19 protein-coding genes are annotated in these 23362 nt (G+C 73.6%); 14 read left to right on the top strand and 5 right to left on the bottom strand.

The features are described from left to right. The first annotated feature begins 48 nt into the window (after window positions 1-48). The gene (locus SAM23877_RS33230; RefSeq protein WP_053141280.1) at window positions 49-1482 is read left to right on the top strand and encodes a cellulose binding domain-containing protein; all 1434 of its coding nucleotides are present in this window, start codon (window positions 49-51) and stop codon (window positions 1480-1482) included. A gap of 16 nt (window positions 1483-1498) precedes the next feature. Here SAM23877_RS33230 and SAM23877_RS33225 read toward each other — a convergent pair whose 3' ends face one another. Continuing rightward, window positions 1499-1726: a hypothetical protein gene (locus SAM23877_RS33225; protein ID WP_053141278.1), complete on the bottom strand. Its 228-nt coding sequence runs from the start codon at window positions 1724-1726 to the stop codon at window positions 1499-1501. 691 nt (window positions 1727-2417) lie between these two features. On the opposite strand from SAM23877_RS33225, the gene SAM23877_RS33220 reads away from it, so the two are divergent. After that, a complete protein-coding gene (locus tag SAM23877_RS33220) occupies window positions 2418-3593 on the top strand; it encodes a M23 family metallopeptidase (protein ID WP_053141277.1) in 1176 nt (391 codons plus the stop codon). 78 nt (window positions 3594-3671) lie between these two features. Further along, window positions 3672-5204 carry a CYTH and CHAD domain-containing protein gene (locus SAM23877_RS33215; RefSeq protein WP_053141275.1) on the top strand — a complete coding sequence of 511 codons (1533 nt, stop codon included), beginning with the start codon at window positions 3672-3674 and terminating at the stop codon, window positions 5202-5204. 123 nt (window positions 5205-5327) lie between these two features. Here the strand turns inward: SAM23877_RS33215 and ppk2 are convergent, their stop codons facing one another. The 3 genes from ppk2 to SAM23877_RS33200 all read right to left on the bottom strand — a co-directional run bounded on the left by ppk2 (window position 5328) and on the right by SAM23877_RS33200 (window position 7927). After that, entirely contained in the window at window positions 5328-6251 is a 924-nt protein-coding gene (ppk2, locus tag SAM23877_RS33210) for a polyphosphate kinase 2 (RefSeq protein ID WP_235614720.1), read from the bottom strand. Between the two features lie 111 nt (window positions 6252-6362). Continuing rightward, window positions 6363-6743 carry a hypothetical protein gene (locus tag SAM23877_RS33205; protein WP_053141272.1) on the bottom strand — a complete coding sequence of 127 codons (381 nt, stop codon included), beginning with the start codon at window positions 6741-6743 and terminating at the stop codon, window positions 6363-6365. A gap of 125 nt (window positions 6744-6868) precedes the next feature. Beyond that, window positions 6869-7927 (bottom strand): aldo/keto reductase, encoded by a 1059-nt coding sequence (locus tag SAM23877_RS33200; RefSeq protein WP_053141269.1) that lies wholly within the window; start codon window positions 7925-7927, stop codon window positions 6869-6871. Window positions 7928-8070: 143 nt separating this feature from the next. On the opposite strand from SAM23877_RS33200, the gene SAM23877_RS33195 reads away from it, so the two are divergent. From SAM23877_RS33195 to SAM23877_RS33145, 11 genes are all read left to right on the top strand, one after another. Beyond that, window positions 8071-8691, top strand: a complete 621-nt coding sequence (locus tag SAM23877_RS33195) for a TetR/AcrR family transcriptional regulator (RefSeq protein ID WP_053141267.1) — start codon at window positions 8071-8073, stop codon at window positions 8689-8691. A gap of 399 nt (window positions 8692-9090) precedes the next feature. Next, entirely contained in the window at window positions 9091-9618 is a 528-nt protein-coding gene (locus SAM23877_RS33190) for a COG1361 family protein (RefSeq protein WP_053141265.1), read from the top strand. A 453-nt stretch (window positions 9619-10071) separates the two neighbouring features. Further along, window positions 10072-12207 carry a hypothetical protein gene (locus tag SAM23877_RS33185; protein ID WP_053141263.1) on the top strand — a complete coding sequence of 712 codons (2136 nt, stop codon included), beginning with the start codon at window positions 10072-10074 and terminating at the stop codon, window positions 12205-12207. A 69-nt stretch (window positions 12208-12276) separates the two neighbouring features. After that, window positions 12277-13809, top strand: coding sequence for a GT4 family glycosyltransferase PelF (gene pelF / locus SAM23877_RS33180; RefSeq protein ID WP_053141260.1), 1533 nt, complete (start codon window positions 12277-12279; stop codon window positions 13807-13809). Beyond that, complete coding sequence (locus tag SAM23877_RS33175; protein WP_053141258.1) at window positions 13806-15215, top strand: hypothetical protein; 1410 nt, start codon at window positions 13806-13808, stop codon at window positions 15213-15215. The genes pelF and SAM23877_RS33175 overlap by 4 nt, the downstream gene beginning before the upstream one ends. Before the next feature lie 153 nt (window positions 15216-15368). Beyond that, entirely contained in the window at window positions 15369-16370 is a 1002-nt protein-coding gene (locus SAM23877_RS33170) for an SDR family NAD(P)-dependent oxidoreductase (protein ID WP_053141256.1), read from the top strand. 51 nt (window positions 16371-16421) lie between these two features. Continuing rightward, a complete protein-coding gene (locus SAM23877_RS33165) occupies window positions 16422-17135 on the top strand; it encodes a nucleotidyltransferase family protein (RefSeq protein WP_053141254.1) in 714 nt (237 codons plus the stop codon). Window positions 17136-17142: 7 nt separating this feature from the next. Continuing rightward, entirely contained in the window at window positions 17143-18069 is a 927-nt protein-coding gene (locus SAM23877_RS33160; protein ID WP_053141252.1) for an NAD-dependent epimerase/dehydratase family protein, read from the top strand. After that, window positions 18066-18728, top strand: a complete 663-nt coding sequence (locus SAM23877_RS33155; RefSeq protein WP_053141250.1) for a spherulation-specific family 4 protein — start codon at window positions 18066-18068, stop codon at window positions 18726-18728. The genes SAM23877_RS33160 and SAM23877_RS33155 overlap by 4 nt, the downstream gene beginning before the upstream one ends. Continuing rightward, the gene (locus tag SAM23877_RS33150; RefSeq protein ID WP_053141248.1) at window positions 18725-19534 is read left to right on the top strand and encodes an endo alpha-1,4 polygalactosaminidase; all 810 of its coding nucleotides are present in this window, start codon (window positions 18725-18727) and stop codon (window positions 19532-19534) included. Before SAM23877_RS33155 ends, SAM23877_RS33150 begins: the two co-directional genes overlap by 4 nt. 25 nt (window positions 19535-19559) lie before the next feature. Then, the gene (locus SAM23877_RS33145; protein ID WP_053141246.1) at window positions 19560-19889 is read left to right on the top strand and encodes an antibiotic biosynthesis monooxygenase family protein; all 330 of its coding nucleotides are present in this window, start codon (window positions 19560-19562) and stop codon (window positions 19887-19889) included. A 60-nt stretch (window positions 19890-19949) separates the two neighbouring features. Here SAM23877_RS33145 and SAM23877_RS33140 read toward each other — a convergent pair whose 3' ends face one another. After that, the gene (locus SAM23877_RS33140) at window positions 19950-23324 is read right to left on the bottom strand and encodes a pyruvate carboxylase (RefSeq protein ID WP_053141244.1); all 3375 of its coding nucleotides are present in this window, start codon (window positions 23322-23324) and stop codon (window positions 19950-19952) included. Between the last annotated feature and the right edge of the window lie 38 nt (window positions 23325-23362).

Below are 23362 nucleotides of genomic sequence, written 5' to 3'. Positions count from 1 at the left end.
CTCACCGATGCTTCCGCACCCGCGGGAGCCACACCGAAAGGATCCCGGATGAGAACCCGACCCACCGTCGGCCGCGCCCGTCTGGCGCTCGCCCTGGCGGCCCTCCTGGGCGGCGGCGCCCTGACCGCACTCCCCGCGGCCCAGGCGGCCCCCTCCGCCGCCGGTCTCACCGTCCAGTACCGCACCAGCGCGGGCGGAGCCACCGCCGACCAGACGGAGCCCTGGCTGAAGATCCGCAACACCGGCTCCTCGGCCGTCCAGCTCAGTCAGGTGAAGGTCCGCTACTACTTCAAGGCGGACTCACCGAACGCGTCGTACCGCTTCGCCTGTTCCTGGGCGGTACGGGGCTGCTCCGCCCTCACCGGCACGTTCGGCACCCTGGGCAAGCCCACCGCGACGGCCGACCGCTACCTGGAGATCGGCTTCACACCGGCGGCCGGGACACTGGCGCCGGGCGCGGACACCGGTGACATGCAGGTGCGCTTCCACCAGACCAGCTGGCAGACGGTCCGGCAGAGCGACGACTACTCCTTCAACGGCGCCCAGACCTCGTACGCGAACTGGGACAAGGTCACGGCCCAGTTCGCCGGCGCCACCGTGTGGGGCGCGGCGCCCGAGGGCAACGACCCCACGGAGCCGACGGATCCACCCGACCCGACGGACCCGCCCGGTGGCGGGCAGGCCCTGTTCGACGACTTCGCCTACAGCTCGCACACCGACCCCGCGATCTCCGCGCACGGCTGGAGCGTGCGGTCGAACTCCGGCGGACCCGGCGTCCCGGGCGCCACCTGGGACCCGTCGAAGGTCACCTTCGTCTCCGCCGGCGGCAACTCGGTGATGAACCTGGAGACCTCCACGGCGGGCACCGGTGCCTCCACCACGCACACGGAGGTACTCACCAAGGCCACGAAGTTCCGCAACGGCACCTACGCGGCACGGGTGAAGTTCTCCGACGCCCCGAAGCTCGGACCCGACGGGGACCACCTGGTCCAGACGTTCTTCACCATCAACGACCTCAAGGCCCCGATGGCCGACGACTACGCCGAGTACGACTTCGAGTACCTGCCGAACGGCGGGTGGGGCGAGCCGTCCAACATCCTGTACACGACCTCCTGGGAGACCTACAACCCCGATCCCTGGCAGGCCGTCAACCAGCACTCGGAGCAGCGCGTCAGCTACGCCGGCTGGCACGACCTCGTCGTCACCATCGACAACAGTGCCATCACGTACTACGTCGACGGGCAGCACTTCGGCACCCATGACGCCCAGTACCTGCCCGAGCGGCCGATGTCGATCAACTTCAACCAGTGGCTGATCGACCTGAACGGCCAGACGTCGACGACCCCGCGCGCCTACGACCAACAGGTCGACTACGTCCTGCACGTCAAGGACCAGGTGCTCACCCCGGCCCAGGTGGCCGCCGAGGTCGCCGCCTACCGGGGCGCCGGTACGGCGTTCGTCGACGAGGTCCCCTCGTCCTGATCCCCGGCGGGGACGGTCAGAACAGCCGCTCCTGCGCGGGGCGGGACTGTCCCCGCCGCTTGCGGCGGGGGGCGCTGGGGGCGGGCGCCGGATCCGAGTCCCCGAACAGCGGGGCCGTGCCGTACTCGTCGGGCTCGGCCGGAACGGGGGCGGGCCCGGTGCCCACGTTGAGGACCAGTGGCGCCTCCAGGTCGAAATCGCCCGGGGTCATCGCCACCCACTCACGGTCCTGCCGCTCACCCACGCACCGACACCTCTCTCGCGCCGCCCGCCGCGACCACGCGACGCTACCAGCACCGGCCCCGGAAGGTGATCACGCCTCCCGTCCGGCTCACCCCATCCTTCCCGGGCATCCCGCGGCCGACGCACCATGGCCGGTCGCGCGCCGGAAGCGGCGGATGCGCCGGACGCACCCTCGGACGCTGATCAGGTGCCCCGGGGGCGGGAGTTCAGACGGTGATCAGGTGCCCCCGGGGCGGGAGTCCATGAGCGCCGCCGCGTGCCGGGGCCCCGCAACGGGCCCGCCGTACCGGCGTGGTGGTCCCGACCGACGCCCGACGCGTGTGCCGGGCGGTGCTCATGACCGGACCGGGCGGTGCTCGTCGACCGTCCGGACGGTGCTCGTCGACGGCCCGGACGGTGCTCGTCGACGGACCGGTCGGGCGCCGGTGGCCGGCGCCGGGGACTGGTGCGGCCCCGCGTACGGGGGAGAACGCGGGGCCGCACGAGCAAGCTATCGGACCGGCCCACCGCCTGCCAGCCCCGGCCCGTCCCGAACCGCCGGGAACCGGTCACGCCCGCGGCCGCCCCGGACGGTCGGACACGGCGCCGGCCCTGCCCGTTCGGGCAGCTTCTTCTGCCTCGGGGTCTCCTGACGTCCCCGAAGCGGGGCGTTAGCGTCCCTTCGTGAGTACCAGGTCCCGGCGAGCGCCCAGGTGAACGACGAACGGCTGTCCGTGGCGGAAGCCGCCGACACCACGGACGGAGGGCCCCCGGAGCGACCGGAGCAGGTGCCGCAGCCGCCGGGGGCGGGGTCGGGGCCGGGCCGGGAAGAGCGGCCGGAGCGGGCCGGGAGGCGGAGGCGCCGCGGACCGCTCCTCCTCACCCTGCTGCTCCTCCCGGGGCTGCTCACCGTCACCGGCGTGGCCGCCTTCCTCGCGCTCACCGGCGGCCTGCCGTCGCCGTGGCCCGAGGAACCCGACGCGGACCGGGCGGCCTCGGTCGGCATCGACCCCTCCTACGTCCCGTGGCTGCGCCAGGCGGCCTCCACCTGCACGGTGCTCACGCCGTCCGTGCTGGCCGCCCAGATCGACCAGCTCTCGGGCTGGAGCGACGACACCGACGCCCTCTCCGGCCAGAAGGGCATCGCCGCCTTCACCGACGCCGAGTGGCGGACCTGGGGACGGGACGACGACGGCAGCGGTGAGGCGTCACCGCACGACCCGGCGGACGCCATCATGGCCCTCGGCCGACGGGACTGCTCCCTGGCGGACGACATCACCGAACTGCGCACCGAGGGCAAGGTCAACGGGGACCTGGTGGACCTCACCCTCGCCGCGTTCGCGACGGGGCGGGACGCCGTGGCCGGGGCGGGACGGGTGCCGCCGGCGGCCGAGACCTACCTCGCCGAGGTCCGGGCCCTGCTCCCGCGGTACGAGGCGCTCGACCGGGCCGACTCCGGCGGCGGTGCGGGCACGGCGACGGGGGTGCTGCCGGCCGCGCCGGTGAGCCCGCTGACCATCACCTCGCCCTACGGCTCGCGAGAGCACCCGCTGACCGGGGTGACCAAGCTGCACACGGGCGTGGACTTCGCGGCGCCCCAGGGAGCGCGGGTCGTCGCCGCCCGGCGGGGCCGCGTCGTGTTCGCCGCGTACACGAGCGCGTACGGCAACCGGGTCGTGGTCGACCACGGGACCATCGAGGGCAAGCGGCTGGAGACCACCTACAGCCACCTGTCGTCCCTGGACGCAGCCGTGGGCCGGGCGGTGGAGGCCGGAACGCCGATCGGCCGGGTCGGGTCCACCGGCCTGTCCACCGGCCCCCACCTGCACTTCGAGGTCGTGCTCGACGGTTTCTACACGGATCCGCGCCCCTGGCTCCCGAACGGCTGACAGAACGTCCCGTCCGGATCGCTCCGGTCGGCCGCGCGTGGGGGGTTTGATCCGGCGGATCGTGTCGACGCTCACCACATGAGCCAGTCGAAGCGCGAGACAGAGCGAAAGTACGAGCCGGCCGCCTCCGGCGCCGACGGGCTGCCGGACCTCACCGGTGTCGGCCCCGTCGCCTCGGTCACGGCGGCCGGGCCCGAGGAACTGGACGCGGTCTACTACGACACCGCGGATCTGCGGCTGGCCGGGGCGTCGGTGACGTTGCGCCGCCGGACGGGCGGAGCGGACGCCGGCTGGCACCTCAAGCTGCCGCTCGGCGGCGACAGCCGGGAGGAGGTCCGGGCACCGCTGTCGGACGACGTGCCCGAGGAGCTGAGCGACCTGGTCCTCTCCCGCACCCGGGGTGCCCGGCTGCTTCCGGTCGTGCGGATCCGGTCGACCCGCTCCCTGCGGCACCTGCGCGACACCGAGGGCGCGGTGCTCGCCGAGCTGAGCCTCGACGAGGTGCGCGCGGACTCCCTGTCGGCCGGCGGCGGCCACGCCGAGTGGAGCGAGCTGGAGGTCGAGCTCGCCGACGGCGCCAGCGCCACCCTGCTCGACCGGGTGGAGAAGAAGCTGCGCAAGAAGGGCGTCACGCGGGCCGACAGCCCTTCCAAGCTGGTGCGGGCGCTGCGGGAGACCGGTCTGGAGCCCGAGTCCGCGCCGCGCCCCTCGCCCGGGGCGGCCCCGGGCTCTTCGGGCTCCTATGTGCTCGCGTACCTGCGCGAACAGGTCGCCAGGCTGGTGGCACTGGACCCGGCGGTCCGCCGTGACCTGCCCGATGGTGTGCACCAGATGCGGGTCACGTGCCGTCGGCTGCGGAGCTGTCTGCGCTCGTACCGGTCCGTGCTCGACCGGCGGGCCACCGATCCGCTCCGCGCGGAACTGCGGTGGCTGGCGGGTGAGCTCGGGGTGGCGCGGGACCAGGAGGTGCTGCGCGAACGCATCGGCGCGGCCCTGGACGAGCTGCCCGGCGATCTGGTGCTCGGTCCGGTCGCCGCCCGGCTGCGGGTGTGGGACGTGTCCGGTGGCGACGAGACGCGGACGCGCACCCGCGAGGCCCTGGCCTCGTCGCGCTACGTGCGTCTGCTGGACGCGCTGGACGACCTGGTCCGGCGGCCGCCCCTGCGCGCGAAGGCCGGGGGCAAGCCGGGCCGGGTCACGGCCAAGGCCGTCCTCAAGGAGTACGACCGCTTCGCCGCGCGCATGGACCGGGCGCTGGAGCTGCCGCCCGGGCCGTCACGCGACGTGGCGCTGCACCAGGCACGCAAGGCGGCCAAGAAGGTCCGCTACGCGGCGGAGGTGGCGCGTCCGGCACTCGGCAAGCCCGTCGCCCGTCTGGGCAAGCGTGCCAAGGCGGTGCAGAAGGTGCTCGGTGACCACCAGGACGCCGTCGTCGCCCAGGACGCCCTGCGCGGGCTGGCGGTGGCGGCCCACGGGGCGGGAGAGTCCGCCTTCACCTGGGGGCTGCTGCACGGCCGGGAGGGGGCGCGGGCCGACGCACGGCAGGAGGAGGTCCCCTCGGCGTGGCGGGCGGCGTCGGATCCCGCGCTCCGGGCGCCGCTGAGGCACTGATCCGTACCGCGTCCCACCGGGCGCCCGCCGTACCGGGGCGGGCGCCCGGCGGGCGGTGCCCGGATCCGGTCCGGTGCAGGGCGGTCCGTCCGGTGCAGGGATTCGGCGCGGGCCCCGCCGGTGTCAGTCCGTGCGGTCCGGGTGGGTCCCGGGGCCGTCGCCGTGTCCGGCCAGGGGGGTCGGCGAGAGGTCGACCGGTTCCTCACCGGCTTCGAGCAGGGTGTCCGCGGCGCCCACGATCAGCGGGTCGGGCCGCCCCACCGCCTCCAGGTTCTTGGCCGGGTAGTCGCAGCGGTCCAGCAGGCTGCGCATGGCCTCCAGCCGGCCCCGGCGCTTGTCGTTGTTCTTGACCACCGTCCAGGGTGCGTGCGGTGTGTCGGTGGCACGGAACATGTCGACCTTGGCCGCGGTGTAGTCGTCCCAGCGGTCCAGCGAGGCGAGGTCGGTCGGCGACAGCTTCCAGCGGCGTACCGGGTCGACCTGGCGGATCGCGAAACGCGTCCGCTGCTCCGCCCGGGACACGGAGAACCAGAACTTCACCAGCAGCACGCCGTCGTCGGTCAGCAGACGCTCGAACAACGGCGTCTGCTCCAGGAACTGCCGGTACTCGGTCTCCGTGCAGAAGCCCATCACACGCTCGACGCCCGCCCGGTTGTACCAGGAGCGGTCGAAGAAGACGATCTCGCCGCGGGCCGGGAGGTGCGCCACGTAGCGCTGGAAGTACCACTGCCCCGCCTCCCTCTCGGTCGGCTTGTCCAACGCGACCACGCGCGCGCCGCGGGGGTTCAGGCGCTCGGTGAAGCGCTGGATGGTGCCGCCCTTGCCTGCCGCGTCGCGGCCCTCGCAGAGGACGACGACCCGCTGCCCGGTCTCCTTGACCCAGCGCTGCATCTTCAGCAGCTCGATCTGGAGGACCCGCTTCTGTCTCTCGTAGTCGGCCCTGCGGACCTTGCGGTCGTAGGGGTGGTTCTCCCGCCAGGTGTCGACGGGCGTACCCTCCGCGCTGAGCAGGATGGGCTTCTCCGGCCTTCGTTCGTCGACGCGCAGGCCCTCGAGGAGGTTCTCCTCGGCCGGGTCGCCACCGGCGTCGCGCGACCGCGGCGTCCCCGCTTCCTCACGTTCGGAATCCACTGCGCCTCTCCCCTCGTCTCGCCGCCCTCATGCCGCGTATGCCCCGTCCCGCACCGCGCGCACCGACCCGGCCGGGGTGCGGATCGCCTTGACCCGGTAGATGGTGCGGGCGGGGTCGGTCAGCGGCTCGCCCAGGGCTATCCGGCCCGCGGCGTGCAGCTTGTCGCACTCCGCGGTGGGCAGCGCCGCGTAGCAGCCGCCCCGGCCCGTGGCGGAGTCCAGTGGCCGCCAGTAGCTGTATCTGCGTCGTCCGCCCTCGCGCACGGTGACGAACACGGGGGTACGCGGATCGGCGACGATCCGCAGGACGTCGGCCTCGGCGGGGCTGAGCGGGCCCCCCGGGCGGGACCCGCGTCGACCGGTCGCACGGGTGGGGGCGGTCTGCGCGTGGACGACGGTAAGCGGCATCGGCTGTGGCCTTTCCGGAACAGGGACTCGAGACCGCCTACCCGCTCCGGCCGGTGTTGATCTCGCTTGGCCGCATTCTTGTGCACGGCACTGACAATGCCGCTCCCGCTCCGCCGGAGCACGCGTCAGCCCCTCGGTGCCGCCGCCTGCCGCAGGGGGTGGGGGTTGAGGCGGGCGAAGCCCTCCTGACGTTCGTAGGGGAAGTAGGGGTACGGGGCCGTGGTGGCGCTCGCCGCGTCGAGCCTGGCCACCTGGTCCTCGGTGAGGGACCACCCGACGGCCCCGAGGTTCTGCCGCAACTGCTCCTCGTTGCGGGCGCCGATGATCACCGAGGAGACGGACGGGCGCCGCAGCAGCCAGTTGATGGCGATCTGCGGGACGGTCCGGCCCGTCTCCTCGGCGACGGCGTCCAGGGCGTCGACCACGCGGTACAGGAGCTCGTCCGCGACGGGCGGGCCGTAGTCGGCCGTGGCGTGCAGCCGGCTGCCGGCCGGGAGCGGGCTGCCGCGGCGGATCCGGCCAGTGAGCCGGCCCCACCCCAGCGGGCTCCAGACGACGGCTCCGACGCCCTGGTCCAGGGCGAGCGGCATGAGCTCCCGCTCGTAGTCCCGGCCGACCAGGGAGTAGTAGACCTGGTGCGCCGCGTAGCGCTGGTGTCCCCGGGCGTCCGCGTCGGCCAGCGACTTCATCAGCTGCCACCCGCTGAAGTTGGAGACACCGGTGTAGCGCAGTTTTCCGGCCCGTACGAGGTCGTCGAGCGTGGAGAGGACCTCCTGGACGGGGGTCCCGGCGTCGAAGGCGTGCAGCTGGAAGAGGTCGATGTAGTCCGTGCCCAGCCGGCGCAGGGCCCGGTCGACGGTCGTGATCAGACGGGCCCGCGAGGTTCCCGCCTCGGTGGGCCCGTCGCCCGTCGGCAGGCCGGCCTTGGTCGAGATGATCACCTGGTCGCGCCGCCCCTTCACGGCGGCTCCGAGGACCTCCTCCGACGCGCCGCCGGAGTAGACGTCGGCGGTGTCGAACATGGTCACTCCCGCCTCCAGGCAGATGTCGACCAGTCGGCGCGCCTCCGCTGCGTCCGTGGTGCCCCAGGCGCCAAAGAGTTCCCCGCGTCCGCCGAAGGTGCCCGCGCCGAAGCTGAGTGCCGGGACCATGAGCCCGGACGCTCCCAGTCGCCTGTGTTCCATGACCGCATCCCCTCGTCCGGCCGTCCGCCGCGTCGCGATGGGTGCGAAGCGCGCGGGACGGCAACCATTAACGGGACTTGCGTTCCGTTAAGATGTCCACAGGCTAACAGCAAGCCTCTCGTTAATGGAACCGGAGTACCGTTATGACGTCCGAAGACATCGGGCCGGGCACCGCCCGCCCGGGCGGCCGGACCGCGCGCGTGCGGTCCGCCGTCCTGCGGGCCGCCGGCGACGCCCTGGCCGAGCACGGCCTGGCCGGCCTCGACCTCGCCGACGTGGCGCGGCGCGCCGAGGTCGGGAAGACCACGGTCTACCGGCGCTGGGGGACCCCGGCCACCCTCGTCGCGGACCTGCTCGCGGACATGGCCGAGCAGTCACTGCCCCGCACGGAGTCCGGCACCCTGCTCGGCGATCTGCGCGCGAACGCCCGGCTGGTCGCGCGCACCCTGGCCGACCCGCACCAAGGGGCGCTCTTCAAGGCCGTGATCGCCGCCGCGACCTGCGACACCCGCACGGCCGCCGCCCTCCACCGCTTCTACGACATCCGCGTCTCGGAGTGGGAGCCCTGCGCCCGCCAGGCCGTCGAGCGGGGCGAACTGCCCGCGGACACCGACACCCGCGAGGTGATCCGCGCGGTCTCCGCCCCCCTCTACTACCGCCTGCTGACCACCGGCGAGCCCCTGGACGAGGCCACGGCGGACCGGGCCGCCGAGGCAGCCGCCGCGGCGGCGCGGGCGGGAGCCTTCCGCACCGCCCGCCCCTGACGCGACCGCCGCCGCGCCGTGGGCGGCTGCACGGCGGCTGGACGCCCGCCCGCCGGCGGCGCGGTACCGCGCCGCCGCCCACGGGCGACCGGGCTCCCCTGACCTGCGGCCGGCGAGGCGGCGGCGCGGGCCGTGTGTGCGGCCCCGCCCGCCCGGGCTGCCGGCGGGCACCCGGAATCCGCCATTGCCGTCGGGGCACACGGCCGCGCGCGGCACCGGGGACGGCCGGGCGCCGCCCCGGGCCCACCCGGGCGTTGTCATGCGGGAACGCCGGCCACCACCCTTTGTAACGACGCCCTCACGCATCCTTCACCGTACGCACACTTCCGGCCGAGCCGTGTGCACGGCGTTCCGCACGGTGCAGACGGTGCGTCGTGGCCGTGCCTAGTCTCCCGGGCCATGCGATCCACACGAACGAGGCGCTTCGGCCTCGCCACGATCATCGCCCTCGCGCTCGCCCTGTTCGGCCTGGCGCCCTCCGCGAGCGCCGCCGACCCCGCCCCGGCGGAGCTGACGTTCACCACCGACGCGGCGACCACCCAGCCCGGCGGCACGGTGAACCTGTCGATGACGATCAAGAACAACCGGACGTACGACATCTGGTTCGTCTACCAGACGATCGACCCGACCTGGCTGACCACCCAGCGACCCGACCTCAAGTACAGCTTCACCGGCTGCACCCTGGCCTCGGAGGCCGGCGCCGTCCCGTGCACCGGCACCGGGCCCGCGAACCTCGGCACCAACTACGGCGCCACCATCCCGCCCGGCCAGAGCCGCACCGTCACCCTGACCCTGCAGGTCGGCGCCGACTCCGGCTGCAACGGGAACATCGGCTTCTACTCGTACTACTACGCCGAGTTCAGCGACAGCACGAGCGTGAACGGCGGCCCGGTCTACACGCCCGAGACCCGCGTCCTGTGCGCCTGACCGCACACCTCCCCGAGCGCTGAGCGCCGACGCCGTCCGGCCCACGACGGGCCGGGCGGCGTCGGCGCGACGCCGCGGGGGTTGACCTGATCTCGCTCCGGCACCGGTCAGCGCCCTGGTCGAGACCATTGACACCCGCGCGCCGCGGAGGCCGGAGTTCCGGTCCGCCTCCGGCCGGCTCGCAGCAGTACACAGGCCTGCCGGCGCGGTTCACCGGGGGGAACGCGGCACCCGCCGACGGCTCGGGGCGCCGTCCGTTCCGGGCAAATGGACACATGCGCTTTTCCGTCAAGTTCCGCAGCAGGCACACAAATGCTCCACACGCGCCTCACTATGTGACGCGACGGAAACGTCGACGACCGGCGTCTCAGGGGGGCGACGGCGTGGTCACGGGGTGGGGCGGGTTCCGCGAGGAGCCCGTCCGCCCCTGCCCGGGGGAGGGAATCTCACCGCATGAAGCGGACCATTCGCACTACGGCACTCGCAGTGGGCGCGCTGACGGCCTCGCTCGGCCTGTCGGCCGGTCCGGCCCACGCCGACGTCCCGGCCCCACGCGTCGATCTGCGCGTCCTGGTCGTGAGCGACGGAGGGCCGGCCACCGACGCCATCGCCGCCGAACTGGAGACCGCGGGCACGCCGTACACGGAGGTCGACCTCCAGGACGCCGGCCGCCCCGTGATCGACGCCGGGTTCCTGGCGGACACGGTGGACGGACGGCCCCGCGCCAAGTACCAGGCCATCGTCCTGCCCAACGACAACCCCTTCCCGGCGAACTCCGCCGAGATGACCGCGCTCGCCTCCTACGAGCGGACGTACGCGATCCCCCAGGTAGACGCCTACACCTATGCGCGCCCCGAGGTCGGGCTCCAGTACGCGGTGGGCGCGGGGTACGCCGGGAGCGTCGACGGGGTCAGCGCGGAGGTGACGCCGGCCGGGCTGGCCGGACCCTTCGGATACCTGGAGGGGGCCGTCCCGTTCGAGGACAACTCCCCCACCGTCGGTGAGTCCTACGCCTACCTGTCGACGCCCGCGCCGGGGGCCGACTTCGTGCCGTACGTCCAGGCGGCGATACCCGGGCGGGCGACCAAGGGCGCCCTGGTGGGCGAGTACCGGCACGACGGGCGCCGGGAACTCGTCGTCACCTTCGTCTACAACCAGCACCAGCAGCAGTTCCGCCTGCTCGCCCGGGGCATCGTGGAGTGGATGACCGGCGGGGTGCATCTCGGCGCCGACCGAAACTACTTCGCCGTGCACGTCGACGACGTCTTCGCCGCCGACGACCGCTGGGACACCCGGCTCAACTGCACCCCCGGCGACGTGGACTGCCCGCCGGGCGAGGGCACCCCCAACCCGATCCGCATGGTCCCGGCCGACGTCGACCACGCCACCGCCTGGCAGGACAGCCGGAACTTCACGCTCGACATGGCCTACAACGGCTCCGGAAGCGTCGACCACCGCCAGGACAACAACGGCGCCGACCCGCTCGCCGACAAGCTGATCGCCGACCGCGACGACTTCCGCTGGATCAACCACACCTACACGCACGCCTTCCTGGGCTGCCGGCAGGACGTCAGCGTGGTCCCGTGGAAGTGCGCGACCAACCCCGACGGCAGCACCCAGTGGGTGAGCCGGAACGAGATCTCCGACGAGATCGCCACCAACCGCGTCTGGGGCGAGAGCGCCGGACTTCCGCTGGACGACGACGAGTTGGTCACCGGCGAGCACTCCGGCCTGAAGGTCACCCCGCAACAGCCCGGGGACAACCCGAACCTGGGCCTTGCCCTCGCGGACAACGGCATCGCCTGGCTCGCCTCGGACAACTCCCGCGACCCCGTGCAGCGGCAGGTCGGCAGCGCCACCACCGTCTCCCGCTATCCGATGAACGTCTTCTACAACGCCGGCCGGGCCGCCGAGCAGGTCGACGAGTACAACTGGATCTACACCAGCCGCGCCCAGGGCGGCAGCGGCATCTGCGAGGACAACCCCGCCACCTCCACCTGCCTGCCCGCGCCGCTGGACACCGAAGCGGGCTACGCCGGGCACATCGTGCCGCTGGAGACGCGGATCGCGCTCGGACACGTGCTCTCCAACGATCCCAAGCCGCACTTCATCCACCAGTCGAACCTGGCCGAGGACCGCATCGCCTACCCGGTCCTCGACGGCGTCCTGGGCGGCTACGACGCCCTGTTCGACGAGAGCACGCCCGTGGTGAACCTCCGCATGGAGGACATCGGCGTCGAGATGCAGCGCCGTGCCACCTGGCGCGGCGCGGTCGACGCCGGCCAGGTCACCGCGTACCGCGTCGGTGACACCGTGACCGTCCAGGCCCCGGGCGGCGTGGCCGTGACGGCGACGATGCCCACGGGCACCCTGCGCGGCAACGCGGGCTTCGGCGACGCCTACGCCGGTGCGCTCTCCGGCTGGACCGCCACCGCCGGCGGTCCGCTCACCCTCACCCTCCCCTCCACGGTCACCGCGCCCGGCCCGGCCACCGAGCCCGGCGGCCCGGCCGCCGCGGCGTCCACCGCGCCCCGCACCCGGGTTCCGGCCGGTGTGAGCGATCCGGTGCCCTACGGCGCCGAGCGCTGAGCGCCGCCGCACCACCGCAGTCCGCTCAGCCCACACGAACAGCCCACACCTCGGCCGTGGAGCACATCCATGCACGTTCCCCACGGCGCGCGACGCTCCGGCGCGTCACGCGTCACCCTGCTCACCGAAGGCACCTACCCGCACAGTCACGGCGGGGTGAGCGTCTGGTGCGACCAGCTCGTCACCGGCATGCCCGACCTCGACTTCGACGTCACGGCCGTCACCGGCACGGGGCGCGAACCGCTCGTCTGGGACATCCCCGGGCACGTGTCCCGGGTCGTCTCCGTCCCCATGTGGGGTCCGGCCCCACCGGGGCGCCCGCCCCGCGGGCGTGAGGGCAACCGGCTCGCCGCCGCCTACGAGCGCTTCGTGACCGCGCTGCTCGACCCGCGCGCGGAGGACGGCTTCGCCCCCGCCCTGTACCGGCTGGCACGGGCCGCGTCCGACGGCCGGCTCAGCCCGTTCCTGCGCGGGGACCGGGCGATCGCCATCCTGACCGCGGTCTGGAACCGGCCGGGACTGCCCGTGCGCGAGGCCCGGCCCACCCTGCACGACGCGGTGACCGCGACCGCGCTGCTGGAGCACGCCCTGCGCCCGCTGGCCGCGCCGTACCCGGAACAGGGGGTGGCGCACGCGGTCAGCGGCGGCGTCGCGGTGCTGCCCGGACTCGCGGGGCTGGAGCGCAACGGCGTGCCGTTGCTGCTGACGGAGCACGGCGTCTACCTGCGCGAACGCTACCTCGGCTACCGCACCGCCCCCTACCGGTGGCCGGTGAAGGCGCTGTTGCTGGGCTTCTTCCGCCTGCTGGCCGAGGAGACCTACCGCCGGGCCGCACTGATCACCCCGGGCAACCGCTACAACCGCCTGTGGGAGGAGCAGGGCGGCGCCGCCCCGGAGTCCATACGCACGGTGTACAACGGCGTCGACCCGGCCGCGTTCCCGCCCGCCGGACCCGAACCGGCCGAACCCGTGCTCAGCTGGGCCGGGCGCGTCGACCCGATCAAGGACCTGGAGACCCTGATCCGCGCCTTCGCCCTGGTGCGGGCCGAACTGCCCGCCGCTCGCCTGCGGTTGTTCGGCGGCACCCCGCGCGGCGGCGAGGCCTACCGGGAACGCTGCGAGGCACTGGCGGCACAGCTCGGCCACGGTGACGCGGTGACCTTCGAGGGGCGGGTCGACGACATCAAGGACGCGTACGCCGCCGGGAACGTCGTGATGCTCTCCAGCATCAGCGAGGGTTTCCCCTTCACCCTGATCGAGGCCATGTCCTGCGGCCGGGCGACCGTCTCCACGGACGTCGGCGGGGTCCGGGAGGCCGTCGGCGACAGCGGCCTCGTCGTGCCGCCGCGCGATCCGGCCGCCATGGCCGCCGCGGCGCTGGAGCTGCTGCGCGACGCGGAGCGCCGCCGGGCCATGGGCGAGGCCGCCCGGCTCCGGGTGATCGAGCAGTTCACGCTCCGCCAGACCATCGACACCTTCCGGTCCATCTACCTGGAGCTCTCCGCGTTCGGCGGTACGGCCGCACCCGCGCCCGCCGTCGCGCGGGACACCCTCGCGTCGGCGGGCGGAGCACCGACGCCGGTGAGGAGTGCGACCGGATGAGCGGGCCCATGGCACTGGAACCCGGCGGCGCGGAGCAGGACACGCTGGCGCTGCGGCTCGCCGACGGACGCGCCCGCGCCGGGTCGCCGGCCGACCAGCACACGCTCGCCCTGGTACGCCCCGGGTACGGTGCCCGGAGCGACGCGGTCGACCGGCTGGCCGCCGAACTGGCCGACCGGATCGCACCCGCCGTCCACCCCTACGAGGTGGCCGCACTGCTGGAGTCCGAGGGGCTGACCGGCGAGGTGATCCGGGAACGGTACGGGCACCGCGACCTCTTCTCCCTGGCCACGGCCCTGTACGAGCGCATACCGCGCACGTTCCCGGACCCGCCGCGCCCGGCCGACCCCTGGCGGCCCGACCACGTGCGCTGCGCGCTGCGCGGAGCGTTGTTCGCGCTGCCGGGCCTCGCCTACGCACTGGCCGGCCGACTGCTGGACCAGCAGGGCGTGGTGCGGGCGCTGGTGGTGGCCGGGCTCCTCTCCTGGGCGTGGAACCAGGCCCTGGGACACCGCGCCTACCTGCGGCTGGCCACCGGACGCCGGGAGGCGGGCCGCACCCTCCTCAAGGGAGCGACCGCGGGCGCCCTCGTAGCGGCCGCGGCCGGGGTGTCACTCGCCGGGTCCGGCCCCGCCGCCCTGGCCGTGACCGCCCAGTCGGGATACCTCGCGGCGGCCGGTGTGCTCCTCGTGCTGGGCCGGGAGCGGCTGCTGCTGGCCGCCCTCGCGCCGATGATCGCGGGTGCGGCGACGCTGCCGTGGTGGGAGCCCGGCACCGTGCTGCGGGCCGGCCTGCCGCTGCTGTCGTTCCTCGGCACGCTCGCCGCGGCCGGCTGGGCACTGCGCGCCACCCGCACGGCCCCGCCCGTACCGGACGCCGCCCGCCCCCAGCTGCTCCGCTCGCTGCCGTACGGCCTGTTCGGGCTGGCCGCGGGGGCACTGGTCTTCCTGGCGGGCCGTGACCACCCGTGGGCGGTGATCGTGCTCACCGTGAGCATGGGCCCGGCGGAGTGGCTGCTGTACCGCTACCGGGGGCTGTCGGTGGCGGCGCTGCGGGCCACCGCCACCCCGGCCGGCTTCCGGTGGCGCTCGGCCGCCGTCCTCGCGGGCTGCCTGCTGGTGTACCTCGGCCCGCTGCTGCCCGCGGCGCTGCTGGTGGACGCCGACCCCGTCGCGCTGCTGCTGCTCGCGGCGGCGCTGTGGACCTCCCTGCTCCTCCAGGCCTTCGGCGTGGCCTGGCCACCGGCCGCCCTGTGTCTCGCGGCGGCCGCGGGCACCGGCGCGGTCGCCCTGGCCGGGCTGCCACCGGGCTCCGCGACCGCCCTGCCGCTGTGCTGCGGCGCGGCCGTCCTCTGTCTCACCGTGTGCGTGCTGCGGCTGCTGGGCCGGCCGGCGGCCCATGCCTGACGCCGCGCCGGTACCGGACCACCACCGAGCCCGGCCTGCCGCTCCCCGCGTCCGGCCGCGCACGGGCCCCTGAACACACCGTTCCACGCCCCACCGACCCACCACCCCACCGACCCACCGACCCACCGACCCACCGACCGGAAGGACCCCCGCGTGACCCCAACACCGCTCGCCGCCGTCACCGGAGCCGAGGGCTTCATCGGCTCCCACCTCACCGAGGCGCTCGTCGCCTCCGGGCACCGGGTGAGGGCCATGGCGCAGTACAACTCCTTCTCCTCCTATGGCTGGCTGGAGACCCTCTCCCCCGACGTCCTCGACCAGGTCGAGATCGTCCTCGGCGACGTCCGGGACCCCGGTTCGGTCCGCCACCTCGTCGAGGGCGCCGACTGCGTCTACCACCTGGCCGCCCTCATCGCCATCCCGTACTCCTACCAGGCACCGCACAGTTACGTGGACACCAACGTGACCGGCACCCTGAACGTCCTGGAGGCGGTCCGCGCCCAGGGCACGCCACGGCTGGTGCACACCTCCACCAGCGAGACCTACGGCACCGCGCAGACCGTGCCGATCACCGAGGACCACCCCATCAACACCCAGTCGCCGTACGCCGCTTCCAAGGCGGGCGGGGACCGGCTCGCGGACAGCTACCACGCCAGCTTCGGCACGCCGGTGGTGACGCTGCGGCCCTTCAACACCTACGGTCCCCGGCAGTCCATGCGGGCGGTGATACCCACCGTCATCGGCCAGGTCGCGGCCGGCGAACGCACCCTCACCCTCGGCGATCTGCGGCCCACCCGGGACTTCACCTTCGTCAAGGACACCGCGCAGGCGTTCCTCGCGGTCGGCACCGCGCCCGCCGAGCGGGTCGTGGGCCGGACGTTCAACGCCGGGACCGGCGGTGAGATCTCGGTGGGCGACCTGGTGGGACTCATCGGCAAGGTGATGGACACCCCCGTCGACGTACGGGAGGACGCACAGCGGCTGCGGCCGGCGAACTCCGAGGTGATGCGGCTGGTCGCCGACGCGACCCGGCTGCGGGAGGCGACCGGCTGGAGCCCCGCGCACGACCTGGAGCGGGGCCTCGGGCACACGGTGGACTTCTTCCGCGACCCGGCCAACCTCGCCCGCTACAAGACCGGCATCTACAACATCTGACCACCTGCGACATCTGACCTGGACCGGCACGTGAACCGAGGGGGGAACCTCATGCACGCAGTGATCCTGGCCGGAGGCAAAGGCGTCCGGCTGCGGCCCTACACCACCGCGCTGCCCAAACCGCTCGTGCCCATCGGCGACCAGCACGCCATCCTGGAGATCGTCCTGCGCCAGCTGGCCTCGGCCGGATTCACCGGCTGCACGATCGCCATAGGCCACCTGGGCGAGATCATCCGGGCCTACGTCGGCGACGGCTCGCAGTGGGGCCTGTCCGTCGACTACTCCACCGAGGAGAGCCCCCTGGGGACCATCGGCCCGCTGCTCACCATGCGCGAGCGCCTGCCCGAGCACTTCCTGGTGATGAACGGCGACATCCTCACCGACCTCGACTACGCCGACGTCCTGCGCCGGCACACCGCTTCCGGCGCCCCACTGACCATCGCCACCTACGCCCGCAAGGTGCACATCGACTTCGGCGTCCTGACCACCGAGGCGAGCCGGGTCGTCGCCTTCACCGAGAAGCCCAGCATGGACTACCGCGTCTCCATGGGCGTGTACGGGCTCTCCCGCTCCACCCTCGACGACTACACGGCGGGACTGCCCCTGGGCTTCGACGAGTTGGTGCTCGACCTGCTCAGATCCGGCGACTGCCCGCACGCCTACGACTTCGACGGCTACTGGCTCGACATCGGGCGTCCCGACGACTACGACCGTGCCAACGCGGAGTTCACCAGCCGCAAGTCCCTGCTGCTGAAGGGAGCCTGAGCACCACATGCGCATCCTCGTTGTGGGCCTCACCGGCTACCTGGGCGCCCACGTCGCCGAGCGGCTCCGTGCCCTGCCGGGCACGCGGGTCCTCGGCGGTGGCCGCTCGCCCGCCGCCGACGTGCCGGTCGACCTCGCCGGCGACCGCGTCGACCGGCTCGCCGAGGCCCTGGCCTCGGCGGCCCCCGACGCCGTGGTCAACTGCGCGGGCGCCACCGGCGGTGACCCGGTGAGACTCGCCGAGGTCAACGCCCGTGGCCCCGCCCTCCTGTGCGCGGCGCTGCGGCTGGCCCGCCCCGGCGCCCGCCTGGTCCACCTCGGTTCGGCCGCCGAGTACGGGCCGGGCACGATGCACGTCAAGGTGCCGGAATCGGCGGCGACCCGCCCGCTGGCCGCCTACGGAGCGACCAAACTCGCCGGCACCGTCACGGTCGCCACCTCGGACCTGGACACGGTGGTCCTGCGGGTCGGCAACCCGGTGGGGCCCGGCGCCCCGCCCTCCGGGCTGCCCGGCCGGGTCACCGGACTGCTGCGCGCGGCGGGCGCGGACCCGGACGCGGTGCTCCGGCTGGGCGATCTGTCGGCCTACCGGGACTTCGTGGACGTACGCGACGTGGCACGGGCCGTCGAACGCGCGGTCACCGCGGCCGGCCCGCTGCCGCGCGTGCTCAACATCGGCGGCGGTGACGCCGCGCCGGTGCGCCACCTGGTGCGGACGCTCGCGGACATCGCCGGTTTCCGCGGCCGGATCGAGGAGGACGCCGCCGGTTCGGCCCGCTCTGGCGAGGTCTCCTGGCAGTGCTCCGACATCGCCGCCGCCCGGGCCGCTCTCGACTGGCGGCCGTCGTACTCGCTCGACGCGTCACTGGCCGCGCTCTGGTCGGAGGGCGTCCGCCCCCCTGCCCTCACCGCGAAAGGCGGCGGACCGTCGTGAGCCTGCTGATCCCGCTGTACGTCCATCCGGCCGAGGACCCGGGCTCCTGGCACCGGCTCATCACCGCGGCCGACCGCACCTACGGCGTCGTCATCAACCCCGCGAACGGGCCGGGAGGTGCGCCCGACCCCGCCTTCGTGGCGGCGGCCGGCGCGCTGCGGACGGCGGGCGCCCGCCTGCTCGGCTACGTCGACACCGACTACGGCACGCGCTCCCCGGCCGAGGTCGCCGAGGACGCGCTGCTCCACCGGGAGTGGTACGGGACCGACGGGAGCTTCCTGGACCGGGTGAGTTCGGCGGCGACCGAACTTCCCGCCTACCGGACGCTGGTGCGGGACCTGCGTCGGCGGGGGTCACGTTCCGTCGTGCTGAACCCGGGGGTCCACCCGGCGCCGGGATACGCCCGCCTCGCCGACCTCGTCGTCACCTTCGAGGGGTCCTGGTCCACCTACGTGTCCGCGTTCAGCCGGCCGGACTGGACGCTGCGGCACCCGCCGGAGCGGATCTGCCACCTGGTGTACGGGGTGCCCGAGGCGCTCGCACCGCTCGCCGTGCGGACCGCCCACGAGCGCGGCGCCGCCGTCTCCGGACCCGTCACGGGCGAACCGCCCAACCCGTGGGCCCGTCTGACGCCCCTGCTGACCGGAGCGGAGCGGTGAGACGCCGGGGACGCGTGTGCGCCGCGCTGCTGGTCGTCCTGTCCTTCTCGGTGGCGGCGGGGTGCTCGGGTGCGGATCACGGGCCCGCACCGGACCCGTCCGCCACCGCGGTGTGGCGGCCCGAGCCCGGACTGGCCTGGCAGTGGCAGCTCGACGGCAGGGTCGACCCGTCGGCCGACGTGCCCGTGTACGACATCGACGCGTTCGAGAACGACAGGGCGGACGTGGCCCGGCTGCACCGCGCCGGCCGCAAGGTGATCTGCTACGTCAACGTGGGCGCCTGGGAGGACTACCGGCCCGACGCGGACGCCTTTCCCCGCGCGGTGCTGGGCGAGCCCAACGGCTGGCACGGGGAGCGCTGGCTGGACATCCGCGAGATCTCCGTGCTGCGGCCGATCATGGAGCGGCGCTTCGACATGTGCCGCGACAAGGGCTTCGACGCGGTGGAACCCGACCTGGTGGAGGGGTACGGCAACGAGACCGGCTTTCCGCTCACCGCGCGGGACCAGCTCGCCTACAACCGGATGATCGCCTCCATCGCCCGCGAACGGGGCCTGGCGGTGGGTCTCAAGAACGACCTGGCGCAGATTCCGCAGCTGGTCGACGACTTCGACTTCGCCGTCAACGAGCAGTGCGCCGAGTACGGCGAGTGCGCGCGGCTCACGCCGTTCGTCGAGGCCGGCAAGGCCGTCTTCCACGTGGAGTACAGCGAGCCGGCCCGTGCGTTCTGTCCCGAGTCACGCCGGCTGGGCCTGTCCTCGATGCGCAAGCGCCCGGAGCTCGGGGTCTGGCGCGACCCCTGCTGAGCACGGCATGCGGCAGGATGGGGACATGAGCGTAGTCAAGATCAACGTACTGACCGTCCCTGCCGAGCAGCGGGAGACGCTGGAGAAGCGCTTCGCCTCGCGGGCCCACGCCGTGGAGAGTTCCGACGGGTTCGAGTGGTTCGAGCTGCTGCGGCCGGTGGAGGGCACCGACGACTACCTCGTCTACACGCGGTGGCGTGACGAGGAGTCCTTCCAGGCCTGGATGGAGGGACCGATGAAGGCGGCGCACCAGGGCGGCGGCGCGGAGGGCAGCGAGCGTCCGAAGCCCGCCGCGAGCGGGTCCACGGTGTGGTCCTTCGAGGTGGTGCAGCAGGCGGCTCCCAAGGAGGCGTGAGGCGACGGAGACGGCCGCGGCCCGGACCCTTGGTGGTCCGGGCCGCGGCCGTCTCGGTGCTCAGCCGAGCTGCACGAGGAGGTCGCCGCCCTCGACCTGCTGGATGCGGTTGATGGCGAGCCTGGTCACCGTGCCGGACTTCTGGGCGGTGATCGTGGCCTCCATCTTCATCGCCTCGATGGTGGCCACGGTGGCGCCGGCCTCGACCTCGTCGCCCTCGGCGACCGCGAGGGTGACCACGCCGGCGAAGGGCGCCGCGACATGTCCGGGGTCCGAACGGTCGGCCTTCTCGGTGACCGGGACGTCGGAGGCCGCCGAGCGGTCGCGGACCTGGATCGGCCGGAGCTGGCCGTTGAGCGAGGACATCACGGTGCGCATGCCGCGCTCGTCCGCGTCGCCGACCGCCTGGAGTTCGATGAGGAGGCGGACGCCGGGGTCGAGGTCGACCGTGTACTCCTTGCCGGGGCGCAGCCCGTAGAAGAAGTCCTTGCTGTCCAGGACGCTGGTGTCGCCGAAGCTGCCGCGGTGGGTCTCGAACTCGCGGGCCGGTCCGGGGAACAGCAGCCGGTTGAGGGTGGCCCGGCGCTCCTTGGCGAGCCCCGTGCGGTCGTCGGCGGTCAGCTCCGGCACGGGCTTGGCCTCGGCGCGGCCCCGCAACGCCTTGGTGCGGAACGGCTCGGGCCAGCCGCCGGGCGGGGTGCCCAGCTCACCGCGGAGGAAGCCGATGACGGAGTCGGGGATGTCGAACCGGTCCGGGTCCGCCTCGAAGTCCGCCGGGGAGACCCCGGCGCCCACCAGGTGGAGGGCCAGGTCGCCGACCACCTTCGAGGAGGGTGTGACCTTCACCAGGCGGCCCAGCATCCGGTCGGCGGCGGCGTACATCGCCTCGATGTCCTCGAAGCGGTCGCCCAGGCCGAGGGCGATGGCCTGGGTGCGCAGGTTGGAGAGCTGCCCGCCGGGGATCTCGTGGTGGTAGACGCGGCCGGTCGGTGCGGCGAGGCCCGCCTCGAAGGGGGCGTAGACCTTGCGGACGCTCTCCCAGTACGGCTCCAGGTCACCGACGGCCTGGAGGTCGAGGCCGGTGGGGCGCTCGGTGTGGTCAGTGGCGGCGACGATCGCCGAGAGGGAGGGCTGCGAGGTGGTGCCCGCCATGGACGCCACCGCTCCGTCGACGGCGTCCGCGCCGGCCTGGATCGCGGCGAGGTAGGTGGCGAGCTGGCCGCCGGTCGTGTCATGGGTGTGCAGGTGCACCGGCAGGTCGAACTCCCGGCGCAGCGCGGAGACCAGGGTGGCCGCGGCCGGTGCCCGCAGCAGGCCGGCCATGTCCTTGACGGCCAGGACGTGTGCGCCGGCGGCGACGATCTTCTCGGCGAGCCGGAGGTAGTAGTCGAGCGTGTACAACCGCTCGGACGGGTCGGACAGGTCGGCGGTGTAGCACAGGGCCACCTCGGCGACGGACGTGCCGGTCTGCCGTACGGCGTCGATGGCGGGGCGCATCTGCTCGACGTCGTTGAGGGCGTCGAAGATGCGGAAGACGTCGATGCCGGTGGCCGCCGCCTCCTGGACGAAGGCGTCGGTCACCTCGGTCGGGTACGGGGTGTAGCCGACGGTGTTGCGGCCGCGCAGCAGCATCTGGAGGCAGATGTTGGGGACGGCTTCCCGCAGGGCGGCCAGGCGTTCCCAGGGGTCCTCGGCGAGGAAGCGCAGCGCGACGTCATAGGTGGCGCCGCCCCAGCACTCCAGGGACAGCAGCTGGGGCAGGGTGTGGGCGACCTGCGGGGCGACGGCGAGCAGGTCCTTGGTGCGGACCCGGGTGGCGAGCAGCGACTGGTGGGCGTCGCGGAACGTGGTGTCGGTGACGCCGATGGTGGGCGATGCGCGCAGTCGGCGGGCGAAGCCCTCGGGGCCCAGTTCGGCGAGGAGCTGCCGGGAGCCCGCCGGGGGTTCGCCCGCGGGCAGGGGCGGCAGCTTGGTCAGCGGGTCGGCCAGTTCGGGGCGCTCGCCGTGCGGCTTGTTCACGGTGATGTCGGCGAGGTAGGTGAGCAGCTTCGTGCCGCGGTCGGCGGAGTGCCGGGCGGTCAGCAGGTGCGGTCGCTGCTCGATGAACGAGGTGGTGACCCGGCCGGCCTGGAAGTCCGGGTCGTCCAGCACCGCCTGGAGGAAGGGGATGTTGGTGGCGACGCCGCGGATGCGGAACTCGGCCACCGCTCGCCGGGCGCGGTTGACGGCGGTGGTGAAGTCCCGTCCGCGGCAGGAGAGTTTGACCAGCATCGAGTCGAAGTGGGCGCTGATCTCCGTACCGGCGTGGGTGGTGCCGCCGTCCAGGCGGATGCCGGAGCCGCCGGGTGAGCGGTAGGCGCTGATCTGCCCGGTGTCGGGGCGGAAGCCGTTGGCCGGGTCCTCGGTGGTGATGCGGCACTGGAGGGCCGCGCCGCGCAGGGTGATGTTCTCCTGGGCGAGGCCGAGGTCCGCCAGCGTCTCGCCGGCGGCGATGCGCAGCTGGGACTGGACGAGGTCGACGTCGGTGACCTCCTCGGTGACCGTGTGCTCGACCTGGATGCGCGGGTTCATCTCGATGAAGACGTGGTTGCCCTCGCGGTCGACGAGGAACTCGACGGTGCCGGCGTTGCGGTAGCCGATCTGCCGGGCGAAGTTCACGGCGTCGGCGCAGATGCGCTCGCGCAGCCGCGGGTCGAGGTTGGGGGCGGGCGCCAGCTCGATGACCTTCTGGTGGCGGCGCTGCACCGAGCAGTCGCGTTCGAAGAGGTGGATGACGTTCCCCTCGCCGTCGGCGAGGATCTGCACCTCGATGTGGCGGGGTTCCACGACGGCCTTCTCCAGGAAGACCGTGGAGTCGCCGAAGGCGGAGGCCGCCTCCCGGGACGCCGCCTCGATGGCCTCCCGCAGCTGGGCGGGTTCCTCGACGCGGCGCATGCCGCGGCCGCCGCCGCCCGCGACCGCCTTGACGAACACGGGGAAACCGACGTCCTCGGCCGCGCGGACGAGTTCGTCCACGTCGGTGGAGGGCGCGGAGGAGCCGAGCACCGGGACGCCCGCCTCGCGGGCGGCGGCCACGGCACGGGCCTTGTTGCCGGTCAGTTCGAGGATGTGGGCGCTCGGACCGACGAAGGTGATGCCGGCCTCTTCGCAGGCGCGGGCCAGTTCGGGGTTCTCGGACAGGAAGCCGTAGCCCGGGTAGACGGCGTCCGCTCCGGCCCGCCGGGCCGCCCGCACGATCTCCTCCACGGAGAGGTACGCGCGCACCGGGTGCCCCGGCTCCCCGATCTCGTAGGCCTCGTCGGCCTTGAGCCGGTGCAGCGAGTTGCGGTCCTCGTGCGGGAAGACGGCGACGGTGCGCGCGCCGAGCTCGTAACCCGCGCGGAACGCGCGGATCGCGATCTCACCGCGGTTGGCGACCAGCACCTTGCGGAACATTGTTGATCCCTTCAGCCTGCCGGGTGACGAGACCATGG

This window comes from Streptomyces ambofaciens ATCC 23877, assembly GCF_001267885.1.
Lineage (GTDB): Bacteria > Actinomycetota > Actinomycetes > Streptomycetales > Streptomycetaceae > Streptomyces > Streptomyces ambofaciens.
Note: the sequence above shows the minus strand (reverse complement) of the source record. Positions and strands in the feature narration are given on the sequence as shown.

Excerpts from the sequence above, each read along its gene's own strand:
- SAM23877_RS33230 (WP_053141280.1), top strand. The coding sequence starts at position 49 with ATGAGAACCCGACCCACCGTCGGCCGCGCCCGTCTGGCGCTCGCCCTG.
- SAM23877_RS33215 (WP_053141275.1), top strand. The coding sequence starts at position 3,672 with ATGAGCCAGTCGAAGCGCGAGACAGAGCGAAAGTACGAGCCGGCCGCC.
- SAM23877_RS33205 (WP_053141272.1), bottom strand. The coding sequence starts at position 6,743 with ATGCCGCTTACCGTCGTCCACGCGCAGACCGCCCCCACCCGTGCGACC.
- SAM23877_RS33200 (WP_053141269.1), bottom strand. The coding sequence starts at position 7,927 with ATGGAACACAGGCGACTGGGAGCGTCCGGGCTCATGGTCCCGGCACTC.
- SAM23877_RS33195 (WP_053141267.1), top strand. The coding sequence starts at position 8,071 with ATGACGTCCGAAGACATCGGGCCGGGCACCGCCCGCCCGGGCGGCCGG.
- SAM23877_RS33190 (WP_053141265.1), top strand. The coding sequence starts at position 9,091 with ATGCGATCCACACGAACGAGGCGCTTCGGCCTCGCCACGATCATCGCC.
- SAM23877_RS33185 (WP_053141263.1), top strand. The coding sequence starts at position 10,072 with ATGAAGCGGACCATTCGCACTACGGCACTCGCAGTGGGCGCGCTGACG.
- pelF (WP_053141260.1), top strand. The coding sequence starts at position 12,277 with ATGCACGTTCCCCACGGCGCGCGACGCTCCGGCGCGTCACGCGTCACC.
- SAM23877_RS33175 (WP_053141258.1), top strand. The coding sequence starts at position 13,806 with ATGAGCGGGCCCATGGCACTGGAACCCGGCGGCGCGGAGCAGGACACG.
- SAM23877_RS33165 (WP_053141254.1), top strand. The coding sequence starts at position 16,422 with ATGCACGCAGTGATCCTGGCCGGAGGCAAAGGCGTCCGGCTGCGGCCC.
- SAM23877_RS33160 (WP_053141252.1), top strand. The coding sequence starts at position 17,143 with ATGCGCATCCTCGTTGTGGGCCTCACCGGCTACCTGGGCGCCCACGTC.
- SAM23877_RS33145 (WP_053141246.1), top strand. The coding sequence starts at position 19,560 with ATGAGCGTAGTCAAGATCAACGTACTGACCGTCCCTGCCGAGCAGCGG.
- SAM23877_RS33140 (WP_053141244.1), bottom strand. The coding sequence starts at position 23,324 with ATGTTCCGCAAGGTGCTGGTCGCCAACCGCGGTGAGATCGCGATCCGC.